Origin of the sequence: Georgenia sp. AZ-5 (assembly GCF_043952095.1) — a bacterium.
Lineage (GTDB): Bacteria > Actinomycetota > Actinomycetes > Actinomycetales > Actinomycetaceae > Georgenia.
On the sequence record NZ_JBINOU010000001.1, the window covers coordinates 4,294,305 to 4,314,189 of the forward strand.

The 19,885-nt window shown below is 73.6% G+C and carries 18 protein-coding genes, 1 pseudogene and 1 riboswitch; of the genes and pseudogenes, 10 read left to right on the forward strand and 9 right to left on the reverse strand.

The features are described from left to right. Positions 1 to 62 precede the first annotated feature (62 nt). Positions 63 to 560 (reverse strand): pyridoxamine 5'-phosphate oxidase family protein, encoded by a 498-nt coding sequence (locus tag ACF0H8_RS19885; RefSeq protein ID WP_395290575.1) that lies wholly within the window; start codon positions 558 to 560, stop codon positions 63 to 65. Positions 561 to 697: 137 nt separating this feature from the next. Here ACF0H8_RS19885 and ACF0H8_RS19890 point away from each other — a divergent pair, with 137 nt between their 5' ends. Next, positions 698 to 1,531, forward strand: coding sequence for an alpha/beta fold hydrolase (locus ACF0H8_RS19890; RefSeq protein ID WP_395290576.1), 834 nt, complete (start codon positions 698 to 700; stop codon positions 1,529 to 1,531). Positions 1,532 to 1,610: 79 nt separating this feature from the next. Here the strand turns inward: ACF0H8_RS19890 and ACF0H8_RS19895 are convergent, their stop codons facing one another. Further along, positions 1,611 to 3,053, reverse strand: a complete 1,443-nt coding sequence (locus ACF0H8_RS19895; protein ID WP_395290577.1) for a dicarboxylate/amino acid:cation symporter — start codon at positions 3,051 to 3,053, stop codon at positions 1,611 to 1,613. 604 nt (positions 3,054 to 3,657) lie between these two features. On the opposite strand from ACF0H8_RS19895, the gene rocD reads away from it, so the two are divergent. Further along, complete coding sequence (gene rocD / locus ACF0H8_RS19900) at positions 3,658 to 4,905, forward strand: ornithine--oxo-acid transaminase (RefSeq protein ID WP_395290578.1); 1,248 nt, start codon at positions 3,658 to 3,660, stop codon at positions 4,903 to 4,905. Between the two features lie 97 nt (positions 4,906 to 5,002). On the opposite strand, the gene ACF0H8_RS19905 is transcribed toward rocD, so the two are convergent. The 4 genes from ACF0H8_RS19905 to ACF0H8_RS19920 form a co-directional block, all read right to left on the reverse strand. Next, positions 5,003 to 5,929, reverse strand: a complete 927-nt coding sequence (locus ACF0H8_RS19905) for a universal stress protein (RefSeq protein ID WP_395290938.1) — start codon at positions 5,927 to 5,929, stop codon at positions 5,003 to 5,005. 301 nt (positions 5,930 to 6,230) lie between these two features. Continuing rightward, a complete protein-coding gene (gene ltrA, locus ACF0H8_RS19910) occupies positions 6,231 to 7,502 on the reverse strand; it encodes a group II intron reverse transcriptase/maturase (RefSeq protein WP_395290579.1) in 1,272 nt (423 codons plus the stop codon). Positions 7,503 to 8,121: 619 nt separating this feature from the next. Next, positions 8,122 to 8,910: a C40 family peptidase gene (locus ACF0H8_RS19915; protein ID WP_395290580.1), complete on the reverse strand. Its 789-nt coding sequence runs from the start codon at positions 8,908 to 8,910 to the stop codon at positions 8,122 to 8,124. 3 nt (positions 8,911 to 8,913) lie between these two features. Further along, positions 8,914 to 9,069, reverse strand: a riboswitch (cyclic di-AMP (ydaO/yuaA leader). 462 nt (positions 9,070 to 9,531) lie between these two features. Next, positions 9,532 to 10,332 carry a metal-dependent transcriptional regulator gene (locus tag ACF0H8_RS19920; RefSeq protein ID WP_395290581.1) on the reverse strand — a complete coding sequence of 267 codons (801 nt, stop codon included), beginning with the start codon at positions 10,330 to 10,332 and terminating at the stop codon, positions 9,532 to 9,534. Positions 10,333 to 10,545: 213 nt separating this feature from the next. On the opposite strand from ACF0H8_RS19920, the gene ACF0H8_RS19925 reads away from it, so the two are divergent. The 6 genes from ACF0H8_RS19925 (at position 10,546) to ACF0H8_RS19950 (ending at position 16,703) form a co-directional block, all read left to right on the forward strand. Further along, on the forward strand, positions 10,546 to 11,559 hold the full coding sequence (locus ACF0H8_RS19925; RefSeq protein WP_395290582.1) for a citrate/2-methylcitrate synthase: 1,014 nt from the start codon (positions 10,546 to 10,548) through the stop codon (positions 11,557 to 11,559). A gap of 164 nt (positions 11,560 to 11,723) precedes the next feature. Further along, positions 11,724 to 12,836, forward strand: a complete 1,113-nt coding sequence (serC, locus tag ACF0H8_RS19930; RefSeq protein WP_395290583.1) for a phosphoserine transaminase — start codon at positions 11,724 to 11,726, stop codon at positions 12,834 to 12,836. A 290-nt stretch (positions 12,837 to 13,126) separates the two neighbouring features. Further along, entirely contained in the window at positions 13,127 to 13,984 is an 858-nt protein-coding gene (locus tag ACF0H8_RS19935) for a DUF559 domain-containing protein (RefSeq protein WP_395290584.1), read from the forward strand. A gap of 105 nt (positions 13,985 to 14,089) precedes the next feature. Further along, complete coding sequence (locus ACF0H8_RS19940; protein WP_395290585.1) at positions 14,090 to 14,680, forward strand: GNAT family N-acetyltransferase; 591 nt, start codon at positions 14,090 to 14,092, stop codon at positions 14,678 to 14,680. Between the two features lie 114 nt (positions 14,681 to 14,794). Beyond that, on the forward strand, positions 14,795 to 15,505 hold the full coding sequence (locus ACF0H8_RS19945) for a hypothetical protein (protein WP_395290586.1): 711 nt from the start codon (positions 14,795 to 14,797) through the stop codon (positions 15,503 to 15,505). A 175-nt stretch (positions 15,506 to 15,680) separates the two neighbouring features. Continuing rightward, a complete protein-coding gene (locus tag ACF0H8_RS19950) occupies positions 15,681 to 16,703 on the forward strand; it encodes a M14 family zinc carboxypeptidase (protein WP_395290587.1) in 1,023 nt (340 codons plus the stop codon). 137 nt (positions 16,704 to 16,840) lie between these two features. On the opposite strand, the gene ACF0H8_RS19955 is transcribed toward ACF0H8_RS19950, so the two are convergent. The 3 genes from ACF0H8_RS19955 to ACF0H8_RS19965 all read right to left on the reverse strand — a co-directional run bounded on the left by ACF0H8_RS19955 (position 16,841) and on the right by ACF0H8_RS19965 (position 18,915). Continuing rightward, complete coding sequence (locus ACF0H8_RS19955; RefSeq protein WP_395290588.1) at positions 16,841 to 17,053, reverse strand: hypothetical protein; 213 nt, start codon at positions 17,051 to 17,053, stop codon at positions 16,841 to 16,843. 69 nt (positions 17,054 to 17,122) lie between these two features. Further along, positions 17,123 to 18,475, reverse strand: a complete 1,353-nt coding sequence (locus ACF0H8_RS19960; RefSeq protein ID WP_395290589.1) for an MFS transporter — start codon at positions 18,473 to 18,475, stop codon at positions 17,123 to 17,125. Further along, on the reverse strand, positions 18,472 to 18,915 hold the full coding sequence (locus ACF0H8_RS19965) for a MarR family winged helix-turn-helix transcriptional regulator (protein ID WP_395290590.1): 444 nt from the start codon (positions 18,913 to 18,915) through the stop codon (positions 18,472 to 18,474). The genes ACF0H8_RS19960 and ACF0H8_RS19965 overlap by 4 nt, the downstream gene beginning before the upstream one ends. 228 nt (positions 18,916 to 19,143) lie before the next feature. Here ACF0H8_RS19965 and ACF0H8_RS19970 point away from each other — a divergent pair, with 228 nt between their 5' ends. Further along, entirely contained in the window at positions 19,144 to 19,590 is a 447-nt protein-coding gene (locus ACF0H8_RS19970; RefSeq protein WP_395290591.1) for a Fur family transcriptional regulator, read from the forward strand. A gap of 28 nt (positions 19,591 to 19,618) precedes the next feature. Next, positions 19,619 to 19,774 (forward strand): annotated as a pseudogene (locus ACF0H8_RS19975) (catalase); the annotation flags it as partial. Positions 19,775 to 19,885: the final 111 nt, after the last annotated feature.

The following is a 19,885-nucleotide window of genomic DNA, read 5'->3' on the forward strand; positions in this document are numbered from 1 at the left end:
ACCCAACTGCCACGGTGGTGGATTCGTGCAGCGCTCGCGACAGAGAGCCGGGCCGGCGGGGCCTACATCTCGACGGTGCCGGACTCCCCGCCGTCGTACCTCTCGCCCTTCACCTTGGACTTGACCATGCTCATCAGCTGGACGACCTTGCCGCCCGGGGAGTCCCAGTACTGGGCGGCGTCGGCGTGCACCTTCAGCAGCACCAGCTCGGGGGTCGTGGGGCCGTCGGGGAACCACGCCTCGACGAACTGGTTCCACAGCTCCTCCATCTTCGCCCGGTCCCGCACCACCTCGGCGCGCCCGGTGACGGAGACCCACGAGCTGCCGGAGCTGAACGAGACGTTCACGTCGGGCGTGACCCCGATCTCCGCGACCGTGTCGGACCGTTCGTCCGCGAAGAACCACAGGTCGCCGTCGAACTCGACCTCCTGCACGCTCATCGGCCGGCTGACCAGGTGGCCGTCGTCGTCGAGCGTGGTCAGCATGGCGATCCGCGCGTCCTTGACGAGCTCGGCAACCTTCTTCACGCCCTCCTCGTCCCGCGCGCCCTCTGTGCTCATCTCGGTCCCCCTCGGCTCGCAGCTGTGCCGCCGGACGCGGCGGCCGGACGCCTCCACGGAACCACCGAACCCGCCGGGGTGCGACCGGAGGCGGCCCCGCGTGGCGGCCCGCCGCCCCGGCGCCTAGCCTCGCCGGGATGGAGCCCCTGAGCCGGCTGCGTCGCGGGAGGCTGGTGCTCGACGTGCGCGACGAGGGCCCGCCCGGCGGGGACGCCGTCGTCCTGCTCCACGGCTTCCCGCAGGACGCCTCCTGCTGGGACCGGGTGGCACCGCGGCTGCACGCCGCGGGCATGCGCACGCTCGCCCCGGACCAGCGCGGGTACTCCCCCGGTGCCCGGCCGCGCGGGCGGTCGGCCTACAAGCTGCGGTGGCTCGTCGCCGACGTCGCCGCCCTGCTCGACGCCGCCGGCCTCTCCCGCTGCCACCTGGTGGGGCACGACTGGGGCGGCGCGGTGGCCTGGGCCGCGGCCGCCGCGTGGCCGGGCCGGGTCGCCTCCCTGACGGTCGTGTCCACCCCGCACCCGCAGGCCTACGCCCGCTCGCTGGTGCGCTCGGGGCAGGCGCTGCGGTCGTGGTACATCGGGGTCTTCCAGCTGCCGCGGCTGCCGGAGGCGGCGGTGCGCCCCGTCCTCGCCGGGACCCTGCGGCGCTCGGGGCTGCCCGCCGCGGACGCCGCCCGCTACGCCGCGCGCATGCAGGAGCCGGGGGCGCTCACGGCCGCGATCAACTGGTACCGCGCGATCCCCCTGTACGGCGCCCGCCTCCGGCCCGCCGGCCCGGTGCCCGTCCCCACCACGTACCTCTGGGGCGCCCGCGACCCGGCCCTGGGACGGGCGGCGGCGCGGGCGACCGCGGACCACGTCGTCGGGGACTACGCCTTCGTCGAGTCCGACGGCGGACACTGGCTCCCCGAGACGCGGCCGGAGGAGGTCGCCGGGGCGATCCTCGCCCGGGTGCGGGCGCCGGGGTGAGGTGAGCGCCGCCCCGTCGAGGCGTGAGACGCCGGCGGGCCGGTGGCGCGTTCCCGCGCCACCGGCCCGCCCGGTCGGCTCAGCGGACGTCGACGAGGTCCTCCTCGCGGCGCCCGGCGTCCGGCCCGGCCGTGCCAGCCGTGCCATCGACAGGCTCGTCGTCGGCGAAGAGGTTCTCCGCGTCGGCCGACTCGTACTTGGCGACGTCAAGGATGCCCTCGCGCTTGGACACGATCACCGGCACGAGCACCTGCCCGGCCACGTTCACGGCGGTGCGGCCCATGTCCAGGATCGCGTCGACGGCGAGCAGCAGGCCGACGCCCTCGAGCGGCAGGCCGAGCGTGGAGAGGGTCAGGGTGAGCATGACGGTCGCGCCGGTCAGACCGGCGGTGGCGGCCGAGCCGACCACGGACACGAACGCGATGAGCAGGTAGTCGGTGACCGCCAGGTCGACGCCGAAGAACTGCGCGACGAAGATCGCGGCGATCGCCGGGTAGATCGCGGCGCAGCCGTCCATCTTCGTCGTGGAGCCCAGCGGCACCGCGAAGGAGGCGTACGCCTGCGGGACCCCGAGGTTCTTGTGGGTCACGGCCTGGGTCACCGGCATGGTGCCGATCGAGGAGCGGGAGACGAACGCGAGCTGGATGGCCGGCCACGCGCCCTTGAAGTACCGGCCGATCGACAGGCCGTGGGTCCTCAGCAGCACCGGGTAGACCACGAACAGCACGAGCGCGAGGCCGACGTAGATGGCGACGACGAAGGTGCCGAGGTTCGCGAGCGAGCTCCAGCCGTAGGTGGCGATGGCCTTGCCGACCAGGCCGATGGTGCCCAGCGGAGCCAGGCGGATGATCCACCACAGCACCTTCTGCACCACGGCGAGCAGCGAGGCGTTGAAGGTCAGGAACGGCTCCGCCTTCGCGCCCACCTTCAGGGCGGCGACGCCGACGACCAGCGCGATGACGATGAGCTGCAGGACGTTGAAGCTCGGCGCGGTGGTCACGCCGGTGACGGCGCCCCCGGGGTCCGTGACGAGGCTGCTGGAGGTCTCGAGGCCGAGGAAGTTCAGCGGGATGAGGCCCTTGAGGAAGTCCAGCCAGGAGCCGGTCCTGGACGGCGCGGCGGCGTCGGCGGTGTCGACGGCGGCGTTGGCGCCCGGCTGCATGACGAGGCCGAGCGCGATGCCGATGGCGACGGCCACCAGCGCGGTGATGGCGAACCACAGCAGGGTCTGCCCGGCCAGGCGCGCTCCGTTGGTGACGCCGCGCAGGTTCGCGATCGAGGCGACGATCGCGGTGAAGACCAGCGGCGGGACGACCGCCTTGAGCAGGTTGACGAAGGAGGACCCGATCGTCGTCAGCGTGACGGTCAGCCAGTTCTCAGCGCCGTCGGCGGTCTGGCCCATCTCGAGGGCGACCCAGCCGAGCAGCACGCCGAGCACGAGGCCAAGCAGGATCTGCACGCTGAACGACGGGATCCGGAGCTGGCGGCGCGGCTTCTCCGGCGCGTGGGCGGTGGTGGACATGGTGCCTTTCCGATGGTGGACAGACGCCGCGGGCGGCGCACGGGGGCAAGAAGGAGTCCGCGCGGGACGGACGTGAACCAGGGAGCGCCCGGGGGCGGGCGCGGCGCCCACGGACGTCGTCGGGCGCGTGCGGCGGGGATGGCCGGCCGCGGCTCAGGCGCGGCGGGCGGCCGGGGCGGGCCCGGCCGGGTGGCTCAGGTGGCCGGGGTGGCTCAGATGCCGGGGTGGCTCAACAACAAGCCCCGGCGGCACACAGCATGCTGGCCTGCCGACGAAGGTCGACGTCGGCGCGCGCGCTGAGGTTCCAGGGGTTGAGCACTCTCACTCCAAGGGAGGGATCGAGGGCCGCGGACGCGGTCCGATGGACAACGTAACCGTCCGGGCCGCAGCGGGGAATACGGCCGGGCTCGGTGTGGCCGATGTCATGCCGCGCCGCAGTGGCCGGCCTCACGGTCACCGGGGACGCATCGGGAACGCCCCGCACCTGGCGTGACGAGCCCGGACGCCCCGCGCCCCGGGGCCCGCGCCAGGCCCCCGATCCTCCTTCCCAAGGCAGGCCGTCGGGCCTAGCGTCAGGGCCACGGGAACGGATCAGGAGGAACCTGTGCTCGATCACCCCGCGGCGCCGACGTCGCCGCCGGAGGCGCACCTCGCGCCAAGCGCGCTGGCCCACAACTACCACCCGCTGGACGTCGTGATCGCCGCCGGGGAGGGCTCGTGGGTCATCGACACCCGTGGCCGCCGCTTCCTGGACTGCCTCGCCGGGTACTCCGCGCTCAACTTCGGGCACCGCCACCCGGCGCTCGTCGCCGCGGCGAAGGCGCAGCTCGACAGAATCACCCTCACCTCCCGGGCCTTCGACCACGAGCTGCTCGTGCCGTTCGCCGAGGCCGTCACCCGGCTGACGGGCACCGAGATGCTCCTGCCGATGAACACCGGCGCCGAGGCGGTGGAGACGGCGGTCAAGGCCGCACGCAAGTGGGGCTACGAGGTCAAGGGGGTGCCCGACGGCGAGGCCACCATCGTCGTCGCCGAGGGCGCCTTCCACGGGCGCACCACGACGATGATCTCGATGAGCTCGGACCCCGAGGCCCGCGGCGGCTTCGGCCCCTACACGCCCGGGTTCCGCGTGGTGCCCTACGGGGACGTCGACGCCGTCGCCGCCGCCGTCGACGAGACGACCGTCGCGGTGCTGGTCGAGCCCGTCCAGGGCGAGTCGGGCGTCATCGTCCCGCCCGCGGACTACCTGCCCGCCCTGCGGAACCTGTGCACCGCGGCGGACGCGCTGCTGGTGCTCGACGAGATCCAGTCCGGTCTCGGGCGCACGGGTACCACGCTCGCGCAGGACCTGGCCGGCGTCCGCGGCGACCTCATCACCCTCGGCAAGGCGCTCGGCGGCGGCATCCTGCCGGTCTCGGCCGTGGTCGGACGCCGGGACGTCCTCAGCGTGCTCACCCCCGGCACGCACGGGTCCACCTTCGGTGGCAACTCGCTCGCGTGCGCCGTCGGGCTGGCCGTGGTGGACCTCCTCGAGCCGGGCGACCTGCAGGCGCGTGCCGCGACGCTGGGCGTGGAGCTGCGCGAGCGGGTCGACGACCTCGTGTCGCGCGGGCTGCTCGCGGCCGGGCGCACGGTCGGGCTGTGGGCCGGGCTCGACGTCGAGCCCGGGCTGGGCGTGAGCGGCCGCGCCACCTGCGAGCGTCTGGTCTCCCGCGGCATCCTGGTCAAGGAGACCCACGGCACGACCATCCGCCTGGCCCCGCCGCTGACCATCTCCAGCGACGACCTCCACCTGGCCCTGGACACGCTCACCGAGGTGCTGCGCGAGGAGGCCGCCGAGGCGCGTCGCTGAGCTCCGAGGCGGGCGGCCCTGAGCCCCCGGGGGCGGCCGCCCTGGGCGCGCGCGGCGGCGTGCCCGGCCCGTCAGCCGCGGGCCGGCCGCACGTCCGTCAGCCTCGGTCCCACGGGACGTCGGCGGGGCCGAGCCCCTCGTCGCGCACGCGGGAAGGCACCACCATCACCGGCGAGGCGGCGTGGTGCAGCACCGCCTGGCTGGTGGACCCCAGCAGCAGGCCGGCGAACCCGCCGCGGCCCCGGGAGCCGACCACCACGAGCTCGACGGCCGTGGAGAACTCCGCCATCAGCGCGGCCGCGTTGCCGTCCAGAGCGTGCTGACGCACCCGCACCGGCCGATCGCCGACCGCGGAGGCGACGGCGACGCCGAGGCCCTCACGCACGTCGGCGAGCACCTCGTCGCGATCCACGGTGGCGGGCAGCCACGCCATGGCCCCCGCGCCCGTGGCGATCGGGACGGCCGCGACCGCGGTCAGCTCGGCGTCCCACAGGGCCGCCTCGTCCACGGCGCGCCGCAGCGCCACCCGGGCGGACTCCGAGCCGTCCACGCCGACGACGATGCGCCGGACCGGCGTGAACGTGCGATTGACGCGCACCGGGACCACCACCGTCGGGCAGTGGGCATGGGCGGGCAGCGCGGAGGAGACCGTGCCGAGCAGCCGGTCCGTGAAGCCACCGCCCCCCCGCGTACCGACCACGACCATGCTGGCCTCGCGGGACAGGTCGACCAGCACGCCGGCGGGGTCGCCGGTCTCGAGGGAGGAGGTCACCACGAGCCCGGACCCGGCGGTGCGGGCCACCGCCTCGTCCACCACGGCCTGCGCGCCCTGCTGGATGGCGGTGTCGTCCATGGCGGCGTACCCGCCGTCGAGGGACGCCGCCGTGAAGGACGGGAGGGCGTAGGCGCAGACGACGTGGAGACGCCACCCGGTCTGCTTCGCCTCGGCGATCGCCCAGTCGACGGCGGCCAGGCTGGCCTCCGACCCGTCGACCCCGACGACGACGACCTTCTCGTGCGCCATGACCCGCCCCTTCCCTTGCTTGGTCATCCGTTGACCTCATTGTGCCGCTAGGAGGGATGAGCGGGGGTAGGACCAGCCACGGGACCCCGACTTCCTCCTCCGAAAACTCGGGCGCGACTCGCAAGGCGGAACGACTGGGGCTCGCGACGCGCCGACCCGGCCGGCACGGGCGGGCGGACGCGCCGGGCCGAGGGCGGAGGCTCCGAACCGCCGTCGTGCCGCCGCGGGAATCGGGTAGGGGGCCGGGTCGCCCGGCCCCCTCCCACACCACCGGACATGCGGGCCCGCATCCGGCGGTTCGTCAGACCGCTTGCCTGAAGCGCTCCCATGCGGTGCGCAGGCCGATCAGTCCCTGACGGTCCCAGTAGCGGCGGGGCAGGGCGCGTTGGAGCACGGGCGAGCCGGCGATGCGCCAGTAGCCCTTGCTCGACGCCGCCCAGCGGATCGCGCTGAGCGGTGGGATGCCCAACTGCGCGAGCATCCGGCGCCGAGTCCTGATCCGCTTCCACTGCTTCCAGTAGATCTGCCGCAGGCGACGGTAGAACCACTCGTCGAGGTCCCGGAACACCCGCGGGGTGTCCGCGACCCGGAAGTAGCCCATCCAGCCGCGGACGAACCGGTTCAGGACGCCGATGCGATAGCCCATCGACACCCCCCAGTTCCGGCGGGTCAACTCCCGCAGCCGCGTCTTCAGGCGAGCGATCGCCTTCGGTGCGACCCGGACCTTGACCCTGCCGCCGGTGACGAAGAAGAACCCGAAGCCCAGAAGAACCGCCCGACCGGCGGGTTGGACCGAGGACTTCTCCCGATTCACCCGCAGCTTCAACCGCCCCTCGACGACCTCTGTGATGCCGCCCAGGACCCTGGTGGCGGCGCGTTTGGAACGCACGAAGACGCGAATGTCGTCGGCGTAGCGCACGAACCGCAGCCCACGTCTGCCCAGCTCGCGGTCGAGGTCATCGAGCATGATGTTCGACAACAACGGGGACAGCGGCGACCCCTGCGGAGTTCCCTCCGCGGTGGGCTGCTTGACCCCCTCGACCATCACCCCGGCGTCCAAGAACCGGCGGATGAGCTTGAGCACGCGCTTGTCAGTGACCTTCCGCGCGACCCTGGCCATCAACGCATCGTGGCCGACCCGGTCGAAGAACTTCTCCAGATCCACGTCGACGACCCACCGGTAGCCCTCCTCGATGAAGACCTGCCCGGCCCGGACCGCCTGATGGGCGGACCTGCCGGGCCGGAACCCGTAGGAGGACTCGGCGAAACCGGGATCGAAGATCCCGGTCAGGACCTGCGCGAGCGCCTGCTGGACCAGGCGGTCCAGCACGGTCGGAACACCCAGCAACCGCTCCCCGCCGCCGGGCTTGGGGATCACCACCCGGCGAACCGGCGAGGGCCGGTAGGTTCCTTCGTCCAACGCCGCCCGGACCTCCGGCCAGTGGACGTCCAGCCACGGCACCAACTCCTCCGTGGTCATCCCGTCCACTCCCGGCGCCCCGCGATTGGCGCGGACTCGCTTCAACGCTGCCGAGAGGTTGCCGGGCGAGAACACCTCGTCCCACACCCCCACCGGCTCCGCACCGCTGCCACCAGTGGCCGCCGACGAGCCGCTACGCCCTGGACGGGATTCCGGCGGGAGCACCGCCTCCTGCCCCGCCAGACCCGCGTTCGCGGGATGGCTGCGATCACCACGACTCATACGAGCACCACCAGATCCTTCGATGCATCTGACGTTCGGCCCTTCCCGCCCCATCCCCCCGGACTCCCCCGGCGGGTATCCCTCCAGGCGGTACCACGACCTCTGCTGACTCCTGCCCGGTCAGCCAGACCCTCTCGGCCCTGACCGTCCCGCCGGGGCGGGACACCCGGACAGGTCTCCCCGGATAAGAACAACCACTTCCCCCTACCCCCGCCGCGTCTACGCAATGGCCGCCTTGGTGGTGACGGGCTTCACCATCTCGTGCTGGCTCACCCCGACCATCACGCCTCATACCCGATTCGTGTTCCTCGGTGCAGAGTTACGTCTCGGGCTTCCTTCCCACCCCACCTCACGGTGACGCAGTTGCCTCCGACTCGGAGTTAGCACCACCGCCTCCCCCAGAGGACTTCCACCTCCTAGCAGTTGCCCATGCCGGGCGTACACGACGGCGGCCCGTCCCGAAGTGGGACGGGCCGCCGCGCGAGCCTTGTCAGGCCACCCGGATGAAGGTCGGGTTGGCGTTGTAGATCGGGCTCTCGTGCAGCGCGGTGCCGGGGTTGCGGGCCGCGATGTGGTTGCCGTTGCCGGTGTAGATCCCGATGTGGCCCGGCCACCAGACGAGGTCGCCCGGCTGCGCCTCGGCCGCGGAGACCTTGACGCCGGCGTTCGCCTGGGCGCTGGAGGAGCGCGGCAGGTTGATGCCGAACTTGGCGAAGACGTACTGGGTGAAGCCCGAGCAGTCGAAGCCGGACGGGGTCGAACCACCGTAGACGTACGGCGTGCCGACGAACTGGCGCGCGTAGTTAACGATGGCGCTGGCCGAGGCGGACGGCGCCGGGGTGGCGGCCTGGGCCTTCGGCTCCGCCGCCGGGGCGGAGGCGAGCTGAGGACGCTCGCCCGCGCGGGAGGCGGCCTGGTTGCCCCGCTCGACGACCGGCGCCGGCTCCGGCTCCGGCTCCGGCTCGGGCGCCGGGGTGGCCTCGGCGGCCGCCACGGTCTCGACGCTCCAGCTGATGTCGGCCGGGACGGCGACGGTCGGCGTGGTGACCATGGCGGTCACGGCCTGCTCCGCCGCGGCGGAGACGTCGACCTTCGGCAGGGCCTGGGTGTCGGCGTCCGCCGGTGCGGCGCCGGCGCCGGTGGCCGCCACGGTCAGCATGAGCCCCGAGGCGGCGACGGCGGCAAGGCCGCGACGGAGGGTGGAGCTCTCGCCTGCGGCGAGGTTGGTCATGGGACGACGCGTCGCACGGTGGCGCGCCTTGGTGGTGCTCTCGGTCACGAAAAAACCTCTCCAAGCTGCCTGCGGAGTGAGCTGTCGGGTTCGGGTGGGAGAACACCCGGCGCGCCCGTTTCTGGGCGCACTTCACCCCAAGGCCCTGGCCTTCGACCAGGACCGCCAACACTGGGTCCCCCGCCCCTGCCGCGGCAACGCAACTACTCGGAATGGACCCCAGGCGGCGGCAGGGTTCGGTCTGACGCCCGGGGGCCCGCGAGGGAGGGTCTCGCGAAGCGGTTGCGACCCTACGTGGTCTAAATCCGAATGTCACGTTTCGGTCACGAAGCGTGGCGCGGATCACCTGGGCGGGCCGAGGGGAGCGCCGCGAGCGCCCTCTCGCGAGGGCGGGTTCGTGGCCTCGAGGCCCTGGTCGGCGGGACGCTCGCGCCCCACGAGAGCGGTCGGCTAGACCTCGGGTCCACGAGCGGGACGGCCAGCTGGGCAGTCTGGATGCGCGAGACCGATGGGCAGCCGGGCAGTCTCCGGTGAGCGCGCGGCTGAGCGCGCGGGCGCGCACGGAGGTGCAGGAGCCGCGGCGGGCGTGAGGCACCGGTGGGCGACCGGCACACGGCCGCCGACGGCAGATGGCGCGATCGGCCCGCCCGGACAGGTCCGGTGCTGGGATCAGGCTGCCGTGACGAACAGGTGCCTGGCGATGTCCTCGGACAGGTCCAGGACCATGGGCGAGCCCGGAGCGTGCAGGGACATCAGCTCCAGATCTGGGCGCAGCTGCACCTCGATGCGGACGCCGGGCCGCAGCCCGGCCTCGGCGAGCCGGGTCAGCAGCTCGACGTCGACCTGCAGCGGCTCGCCGATGCGGCTCAGGACCACCTCGAAGGCGGCCGGGGCTCCCGGGCCGCCGTCACCGCCGGCCGCGTGGGGCACCGCGGAGCCGGTGACGGCGGCGTGGACCACCGCCCGCGCCGCCCCCACCGCGGGGGGTGCCATCTCGGCCGCGACGTCGACGAGGGAGCGCACCGGCGTGGCCTGGGCCGCGGAGGGCGCGTCGCCCAGCTGGTCGAGGCCCGGGATGGGGTTGCCGTAGGGGTCCTGCCGAGGGTGGTCGAGCAGCTCGAGCAGCCGCCGCTCCACCCGCTCGCTCATCACGTGCTCCCACCGGCAGGCCTCCTCGTGGACGAAGGCCCACTCCAGGCCCACCACGTCGGTCAGGAGCCGCTCGGCGAGGCGGTGCTTGCGCATGACCCTGGTCGCCCGCGCCCGCCCCTTGTCCGTCAGTCGCAGCTGGCGGGTGCCCGTGAGGACCAGCAGGCCGTCGCGCTCCATGCGGGCGACCGTCTGCGAGACCGTCGGGCCCGAGTGGCCCAGTCGCTCGGCGATGCGGGCACGCAGCGGCACGACGCCCTCCTCCTCGAGCTCGTAGACCGTCTTGAGGTACATCTCGGTCGTGTCGATCAGGTCGCTCACGCGTCCCCCGCTCTTCCTCTGCAGGGCACCGGTCGCTCGGCACCCGTGTGCCGGCCGGAAGCCGTTCTCCACCCAGGATAGGGAATGGCGGAAGTACGGGCCGGAAGGGAGAGGCGGGAGGGCGTCGCCGGACCCGCCCGGGGAGGGCCGCCCGGCCCGCGCGCCGCGCGACCGGTTCGGTGCGCGCCGCACCCGCCCCCTATTGTTCGCGTGATGCCGACCACACCCGCCTCCCAGCGCACGCCCGGCCCCGACGTCCTGTTCGCCGTCGGCGACACGGGCATGCCGACCTACCGGGGCGTGGACGTCGGGACGCTGGTCGGCACCCCGTTCGAGCGGGTCTGGGGGCTGCTCGTCGACGGCGCCCCCACCCCGGGCCTGCCGCCGGCGGAGCCGTTCAACCTGCCCACGCGCACGGGCGACGTGCGGGTCGACGTCCAGTCGGCGCTGGCCCAGCTCGGCCCGGTGTGGGCCTACCGCCCGCTCGCCGAGGTCCCCGCGGACGAGGCGCGGGACAACCTCGCCCGCGCCTCGGTCATGGTGCTGAGCCTGGTGGCGCAGTCCGCCCGCGGCGCCGACGTGCCCGCCGTGCCCCAGCGGGAGATCGACCTGGCGCCGCGCGTGACCGAGCGCTTCCTCGTCCGCTGGCGCGGGGAGGCCGACCCGGTGGCCGTCGAGGCGCTGGACGTCTTCTGGCTGACCGTGGCGGAGGACGGCCTGTCGCCGTCGACCCGCACGGTGCGGCTGGCGGCCGAAGTGGGCGCCGACGCCGCCTCCAGCCTCAGCGCCGCCGTCGCCGTGGCGGGCGGGCCGTTCGGCGGCGGGGCGGTGTCCCGCGGCCTGGCGCTGCTCGACCGGGTGGAGCGTGCGGGCGACGCCGACGCCGCGCTCGCCGACCACCTCGCCCGGGACAGGTCGCTCCCCGGGTTCGGTGACCAGCAGGTCCCGCTGGACGCCCGGGTGGAGCTGTTGCGTGAGGCGTGCGTGGGGCTCGGCGCCCGGCGCGTGGAGGCGGCCGACGCGCTCGTCGACGCCGTCGCCCGGTCCGCCGTCGGGAACGGCGAGGGCGCCGGCGTCGCGCACCGCCCCAACGCACTGCTCTGGGGCACGGTCCTGCTGGACGGTGTCGGCGTGCCGGCCTGGCTCGTCAGCGCCCTGTACATGTGCGGGCGCACCGCCGGCTGGAGCGCCCACCTTCTCGAGGTGCACCGGGAGCTGCACCCGTAGCGCTGCCGGTCGTCGCCCGCCTCACCCAGCGGACGCGGTCCTCTGCCGGCGCGGCCCCCGCCGCCTCACCCAGCGGACGCGGTGCTCTGCCCGCGCGGCCCCCGCCGCCTCACCAGGCGGACGCGGCGCTCCGAGCCGCGGAGCACGTGGAAACATCGGCGCTCATGGAGACGATCGCCATCCCCACGGACCTGCTGCCCGCGGACGGGCGCTTCGGCTGCGGGCCCAGCAAGGTCCGGCCCGCGCAGGTCGAGATGCTCGCCGCGCTGGGGACCTCGGTGCTGGGCACCTCCCACCGGCAGGCGCCGGTGCGCTCCCTCGTCGCGCGCATCCGCGAGGGGATCGCGGCGCTGCTCGGCGTGCCCGAGGGCTACGAGGTCGTGCTCGGCAACGGCGGCTCCACCGCCTTCTGGGACGCCGCAACCTTCTGCCTCGTCCGCGAGCGCGCCCAGCACGCCGACTTCGGGGAGTTCGGGCACAAGTTCGCCACGGCCACCGACCGCGCCCCGTTCCTGGCCGCGTCGGACATCCGGGTGGCCGAGGCCGGCGCCCTCGCCCGGTGCGAGCCGGCCGAGGGCATCGACGTCTACGCCTACCCGCACAACGAGACCTCCACCGGCGTGGTCTCGCCGGTCGAGCGGGTGCTCGGCGACGAGGCGCTGACGGTGGTCGACGCGACCTCCGCGGCGGGCGGCGTGGCCGTGGACCTGGGCCAGACCGATGTCTACTACTTCGCCCCGCAGAAGAACTTCGCCGCGGACGGCGGGCTGTGGCTGGCCGTGATGTCCCCGGCGGCCGTGGCGCGCATCGAGGAGGTGACGGCCGGCCGGTGGGTGCCGGACTTCCTCAACCTCCAGCTCGCCGTGGAGAACTCCCGCAAGGACCAGACGCTCAACACCCCGGCCGTGGCCACCCTGGTGCTGCTGGCGGAGCAGGTGGACTGGCTGCTGGAGAACGGCGGCCTCAGCTGGGCGACGGAGCGCACGGCCGCCTCCGCGGCGACGCTCTACGACTGGGCCACCCGGCGGGACTTCGCCACGCCCTTCGTGACCGACCCGGCCCACCGCTCCCCCGTCGTCGGCACGGTCGACTTCGCGGCGGAGGTCGACGCCAAGGCGCTCGCCGCCACGCTGCGCGCGAACGGCATCGTCGACGTGGAGCCCTACCGCAAGCTGGGCCGCAACCAGCTGCGCGTCGGGATGTTCCCCGCCGTGGACCCCGCCGACGTCGCGGCGCTGACCGCGTGCGTGGACCACGTCGTCGAGCGCCTGCGCTGACTGCACGCCGCGTCCGGCGATGACCACGGGTGCGTCGGACCGCCATCCGCCGAGTTGAGCGATCCCTGCGGTGATGAGGACCGCCCAGCAATCGGATCGCGCCACAAGCGGTGCTGGTGAGGCGCCGCAGTTAGCTCCCGCGCCCCGTTCTCGTCACTCTGACCCCGCTTGTGGCGCGATTCGCGCGCCGGGCGCGGGACCGGCCGGTCGAGGAACCCCAGGCTCACCGCCGTCCCCAGCGCGCGCCCCGCCCACGACACCGCCTCGGCGACGCGGTGCACCCTCGACGGGTGCACCTGTATGAACGGCTCGACATGGCAGGCGGCGTGGCCAGGCGATCGCAGGTCGCCCGGTCCGCAGCCGAGCGCCGCGAGCTCGCGGCCGCCTTGGCGGAGGGAGCGGTCCGTGCGCTGGGAGGCGGGTGGCTCGCCGCGACGGACGCCGATCCCGCCCTGGTCATGGCGCACCGCCTCAACGCGACGGTCTCGTGCGTCAGCGCCGCGCTGATCTACGGGCTCGCCACGCTCGGGCACCCGGAACGTCCGCACCTCGCCGTTCCCCGGTCCCGGGGGATCCGCCGGAGGCCCTCCCGCCCGCGGACCTCGGTGGTGCTCCACCGTGAGTCGTGGTGGGCCACCCCCACCGACCCGGTGAGGCGGGTGGCGCCGATCGACGAGGCACTGGGCCGTGTGCTGCGCTGCGCACCTCCGGCCGCAGCGGTCGTGATGGTCGACTCCGCCCTGAACAAGAACCTCGTCACCCTCGACGAGCTCTACCCGCGGTTGACGGGCCCCGGCAGCGTCCGGGCGCTGCACGCGCTGCGCCTTTGCGACGGGCGCAGCCGCTCGGCGATCGAGACGATCGCCCGGCTCGTCCTCCGCCGGGCCGGTATGACGGTGATCACCGGGGTGGTGATCCAGGGCGTCGGCGAGGTCGACATGCTCGTCGAGCGACACGTCGTCGTGGAGTGCGACGGCTTCGCCTACCACTCCGGCAGACGGGAGTTCCGGGAGGACCGGCGGCGCGACCGCGAGCTCGTCGCACGCGGCTTCGTCGTCCTGCGCTTCACCTGGGAAGACGTCGTTGGTGATCCGGAGCTGCTGCACCGCGACGTCCTGCGTGCTCTGGCCAGGCGGAGAGAGCACTGATCACCTCGGCCGAGCCCGGCGCCTGCGCGCTGACCGTCCAGCCGCCGCCCAGGCCAGCGGCCCGTGACTTCCGGGCGTGTCGGCGCGCGGTGGAGGATACCGGCCATGACCCAGCATCGTGCGCCCGGCGCGGCCATCGACGTCCGCCCCCTCGACGCCGGCCGGTGGCCGAACCTGGAACGCCTCTTCACCGGCCGCGGGGACCAGTCGCGGTGCTGGTGCGCGTGGTGGCGCCTGCCCGGCAAGGAGTTCGGGGCGTCGCGCGTGGCGGACCGGCGCGAGCTCATGGCCGCAAGGGCTCGCCACGCGCCCGCGCCCGGCCTGATCGCCTACGCCGGCGAGGAACCCGTCGGCTGGGTCGCCGTCGCGCCGCGGGCGGAGTATCCCCGCGTCCAGCGGTCGACGATCATCACCTACGACGACGCCGTGCCCGGCTGCTGGTCGATCACCTGCTTCTTCGTCCACCCGCGTCACCGCGGCGGGGGCCTGCTGGACACGCTGGTGGCCGCCGCCGTCGCACACGCGGGGGCGCACGGCGCCGCGCACGTCGAGGCCTATCCGGTCGAGCCGGCGCCCCGGCAGTCGGCGTCGGGGCTGTTCCGCGGCCCGCTCGGTGTGTTCCTGCGGGCCGGGTTCACCGAGGTCGGCCGCCGCCAGGGGCGCCCGACGGTGCGGCTGTCGCTGCTCGGCGGCTGACCCGGCACGGGGCCGCGGGACCCGGACGGGCGAGCCGGAACGTCCCGATTCGTCACGAAGACGGCGCGGGTGCCGAAGGGTAGGGCAAGAACCTCCTCAGGAAAGACAGGCACGATGCCCGCCCGACGACGCCGCACCCCGGAGCTGGTGGCCGGCGCCGCCCTGCTCCTCGGCGCCTGCTCCGCCGGCTCCCCCGAGGTGCTCGTCGCTCGCGCCGCGGACGGTGCGGCGGAGGGTGGCACCCGGACCGCCACGGCCGACGAGGACCCCACGGCACAGGCGGCGCCGTCCGAGGGCATCCGCGTGGACGGGCTCGGGCTGCTCCGCACCGGCCAGCTGGACCTGGCCTTCGGCACGGTCGTCAACGCGACGGCCGCCCCGTCGACGGTGGGCGTCACCGTCCTCACGTACGACGCCGAGGGCCTCCTGCTGACCGAAGACACCACCACCGAGGTGGACGTGCCGGCCGGGGGCGAGTCGCTCTTCGTCGCAGACGTCGTCGCCCCGGAGGGCGCGGCCGTCGCCTCGCTCGATGCCCGGGTCGGCGGCGCGCCCCCCGCTCCCGAGCCGCCGGCCGTGACCCTGGAAAACCAGGAGATCGAGGCCGACCCGCTGAACCCCGTGGTCTCCGGCCGGCTCACCTCCGGCCACGGCGACGACCTCACCGCCGTCCGGGTCAGCGCCGTGTGCGCCGGCCCCGACGGCGAGCCGGTGGCGGCCGGATACGGGCACGTCCCGCTCGTGCCCGCCGGGGCGAGCGCGCGCTACGAGATCACGCTCCACGGCGTCACGCCGGACCGCTGCCGCGTGGTCGCGGCGCCGTAGCCGTCACCGGGGGCCGCCACGCGTCATCGCGCGCGCGTCTATCCCACGCGTGGCACCTACCGGCCATGACCCCAAGTCCCACCCTGAGCTCAGTCGTCACCGGCTCGTGCTCCCCGACGATGCACGGGTGCGGCCTTCGGCCGCGCTGCAGACCACGACGCAGAGGGGGAACGACGTGAGGAAGACCGTGACGGCTCTCGCGCTGGGCTCGACACTCGCACTGACCACCGGGGCTCCGGCACTCGCTGTGGGTGAAGGACCCGGCTACAACGGCCACGAGACGATCAACACCTCGATCCTGCACACGTACGACGAGCTGGTCACCGCCCTGCAGGAGCAGGACGCCCGCCAGGAGCGCATGGAGCTGGAGGTCATCGGCCAGACGGTCAACGGCCGCGACATCCACCTGGTCAAGTACCTCTCGGACGAGGCGAACCCCACCGTGCTGTACCTGACCCAGCAGCACGGCAACGAGCAGCTGACCACCGAGGGCACGCTGGAGTTCATCAAGCACCTCGGCACCGGGAAGTACGGCGACCTCCTCGACGGCGTCAACATCCTCATCGTCCCGATGCTCAACGCCGACGGCGCCATGGGCGACGTCAACTTCTCCCTCGAGGACTACGTGGCCGCCGGCGACCGGCACCTGACCCGCTACAACGCCAACGAGATCGACCTCAACCGCGACCACGTCGCGAAGTCCCAACCCGAGACCCGGGCGCTCCACGAGAACGTGCTCGCCGCCCACGACATCGACTACGCGATCGATCTGCACCACCAGGGCACGGATCGCCAGGCCGACGGCAAGCTGGCCTCCGGCGCCATCCTCTACCCGACGAGCGCGAATGTCTCCGCCGAGGTCGTCGAGGCGTCCAAGCGCCTCGGCGCCGTGGTCCACGGCGCCGTCAATGCCCATGGCTGGGGCAACGTCGCCCAGTACGACGTCGGCGGCAGCAGCGACGCCATCGCCCGCAACGGGCTGGCGGCCCAGTACGGTGTCCCGACCCTGCTGTTCGAGATGCGCGGCATGTCTGACCACGAGGACCCCACACGCGTGCTGGGGCAGAAGAGCAACGGCTACCTGATCAAGCAGACGGTGGTGACGCTGGAGGCCACGGCCCGTGCGATCGCGGACCGGTCGATCGAGACCGCGGACACCTCCGTGTGGGACATGCCGGTGCAGTCGAGCCGGCTCTGACCCGACCCTGAGCGGGCTCGACGGCGGCATCGGTTGCCAAGGTGGCGCCGAAGGCGCCGTCGCCCCCGCGGCCCGGCGCAGCAACGTGGCCGGGCACCTCCCGAGGGAGGCGCCCGGCCACAGTCATGCACGGGCCGTCAGGGCATCGGCGCGCCGGGCCCGGTGAGCCCCGGGTCGGCGCGGTGCCGCGGCTCGCGCTCGGCGGGACGGTCCTCGGCGGCCTCGACGCCGGCGTCCGCCACCTCCTCGTCGTCGGTGCGCGTGTCCTCGAGGTTCTCCTTGGCCTCTTCGGCGAGGGCCTTGGCGTGGTCCGCGGTCTCACGGGCGTTGCCGAGCGGCGACTCTGTCACGGTGGTCCCCCTTCGTCTCAGGGCCTCCACCTTTGCCCCGGGGCGCCTGGTCCGCAACCGGTCGCCCGGTCACGCCGTCTGGCTGCGTTGCTGCGCCTCCTGCTGCGCCAGGGAGGAGCGGAGCAGCTCGCGCTCGGCCCGCTCGGCGGCGTGGGCGTACCTCTCGCCGGGCCCCTCGACCACCAGGTGAGGGCGATGCCGCAGCTGGTAGTGCACTTCCACGTGCCAGCTCCGCCGGACCCACGCGGCCGCGGCCACGGCCACGGCGACGGAGGCGATGGCGCCGACGCCCACCGACCAGCGCGGCCCCCACGCCTCGGAGATCCAGCCGATGATCGGTGAACCGATGGGCGTGGAGCCGAGGAACACCATCATGTACAGGCTCATCACCCGCCCGCGCATGGCCGGCTCGGTGGTCATCTGGATGGTGGTGTTGGCGGCGGTCATCATGGTCAGCGAGAACAGGCCCACAGGGATGCACATGAGCGCGTAGAGCTCGTAGGTGGGCATGAGGGCCTGGATCCCGGCGGCGACCCCGAAGGCCAGCGCCGAGCCGACCACCAGCCGCACCCGCGGGCGCTTGCGCCGGGCGGCCAGCAACGCCCCGGCGAGCGTGCCCAGCGCCATGACCGACCCGAGGATGCCGTACTCCCCCGCGCCCTTGCCGAACTCCTCCCGCGCCATGGTGGCGGACGTCAGCTGGAAGTTCAGCCCGAAGGCGCTGACGATGCCGACCACCACGAGGATCACGACGATGTCCGAGCGGCGGCGCACGTACTGCACGCCGGCCCTCACCTGCCCCTTGCCCCGCTCCGCGCGCGGCAGGGCGTGCAGCTCCCGCGAGCGCATGAGGGTCAGCGAGAAGATCGTCGCTCCGAAGGAGACGGCGTTGATGATGAAGATCCACCCCGGGCCGACGGCGGCGATGAGCAGGCCGGCGAGGCCCGGGCCGATGAGCCGGGCGGCGTTGAAGGACGTGGAGTTCAGGCCGACGGCGTTGGCCAGGTCCTCGGCGGGGACCATCTCGGCGACGAACGTCTGGCGCACCGGGTTGTCGAGGGCCGTCACCACACCCAGTGCAAGCGCGAACCCGTAGACGTGCCACAGCTCCGCAGCTCCGGTGAGGACCAGGATCCCCAGCCCCGCGGCGAGCACGCCGAGGGCCGCCTGGGTCGCCACGAGCAACTTGCGCCGGGGCAGCCTGTCGGCCACCAGGCCGGCGATGGGGCTGAGCAGCAGCATGGGGAGGAACTGCAGGCCCGTGACGATGCCGACCGCGAGGCCGGAGTCGTCGGAGAGCACGGTCAGGACCAGCCAGTCCTGGGCCACGCGCTGCATCCAGGTGCCGACGTTGGCCACGAGGGCACCGACGAACCACAGGCGGTAGTTGAAGTACCGCAGCGAGTAGAAGGTCCGGGTCACTCCTCCACCACCTTTCGCAGGATCACGGCGGCCTGGGCGACAATCTCCCGCTCCGCCGGGGTGAGCTTGGCGAGCCGCCTGTCGAGCCAGGCGTTGCGCCGGCGCTTGACCTCCCGAACGAGGTCGCGGCCGGCCGCGGTGACGTCGACGACGACGTGCCGCTTGTCGTTCGGGTTCGCCCCGCGGGTGACCAGCCCACGCCCCTCGAGCGCCGCGACCGTGCGGGTCATCGACGGGCGCTGGACCTTGTCGTGGTCGGCGAGCTGCCCGGGACTCATGGGGCCCAGGTGGCACAGGGCCGCGAGCACCGAGTACTGCGCCTCCGTGAGGTCACCGGACTCCGTGCGCAGCCGCCGCGAGAGGCGCAGGACGGCGATGCGCAGGTTGGTGGCCAGGTCGGGGCGGCGCTCGGCGCGCGGCGTAGGGGCGGACTCAGTCATATGCTGGTTAGTCTAAGTCATTAGCGTCGCTAATTACTAGGGCTAACGACTCCGCCGCGCGTGGAGAGGGCCACGTGGGCGAGCGTCGGCGTCAGCCCAGGCACCGGCGTCACCCCGGCGGGCGCCGCAAGGCGAGCGGCTGGGGAGTCCAAAGCGGCGTCCATGGCTCGGCGCCTCTCTCGCCCGCTCCTGTTGCCGGTTTCGGTCGGGACGGGTCTCATGGAAGGCGTGGCCGGGACCGCGGAGGAGCTGCGGGCGGCGGGACTGCGCGTCACCGCCCAGCGCGCCGCCGTGCTCGACGTCCTGACCGCCGCCTCGGATGAGCACCTCAGCGCGGCCGAGGTGGCGGAGCGGGTGCGTGCCCGCCTGGGGACCATCTCGACGCAGGGCGTCTACGACTGCCTGGAGGCCCTCCTCGGCGCGCACCTGGTGCGCCGGGTGGACCTGGCGGGCCATGCCGCGCTCTTCGAGACGGCGCGGGCCGAGGGGGACCACCACCACCTGTTGTGCCGGCGGTGCGGGGTCGTGCGCGACGTCGACCGGGCCGCCGGTGCCTGTGGCGAGGTCCCCGCAGTACCTGGGTTCGCCGTCGAGTCCGCCGAGGTCACGTTCGTGGGGCTGTGCCCCACGTGCGCCTCGGCGGCGGACCAGCCGAGCCGACCAGCCGCGAACTGACCGAACCGACCACCTCGGAAGGAAGAGAATGCCGGAGAACAACGACCGCGAGGTCCTCACCACCCGGCAGGGCCACCCTGTCGCCAACAACCAGAGCACCCGCACGGTGGGCTCTCGAGGCCCGGCCACGCTGGAGAACTACCAGTTCCTGGAGAAGATCTCCCACTTCGACCGCGAGCGGATCCCCGAGCGGCTCGTCCACGCCCGCGGGAAGGTGGCGTACGGCTACTTCGAGGCGACCGGGACGTGGGGGGGACGAGCCGATCTCCCGGTACACCCGGGCCAGGCTCTTCCA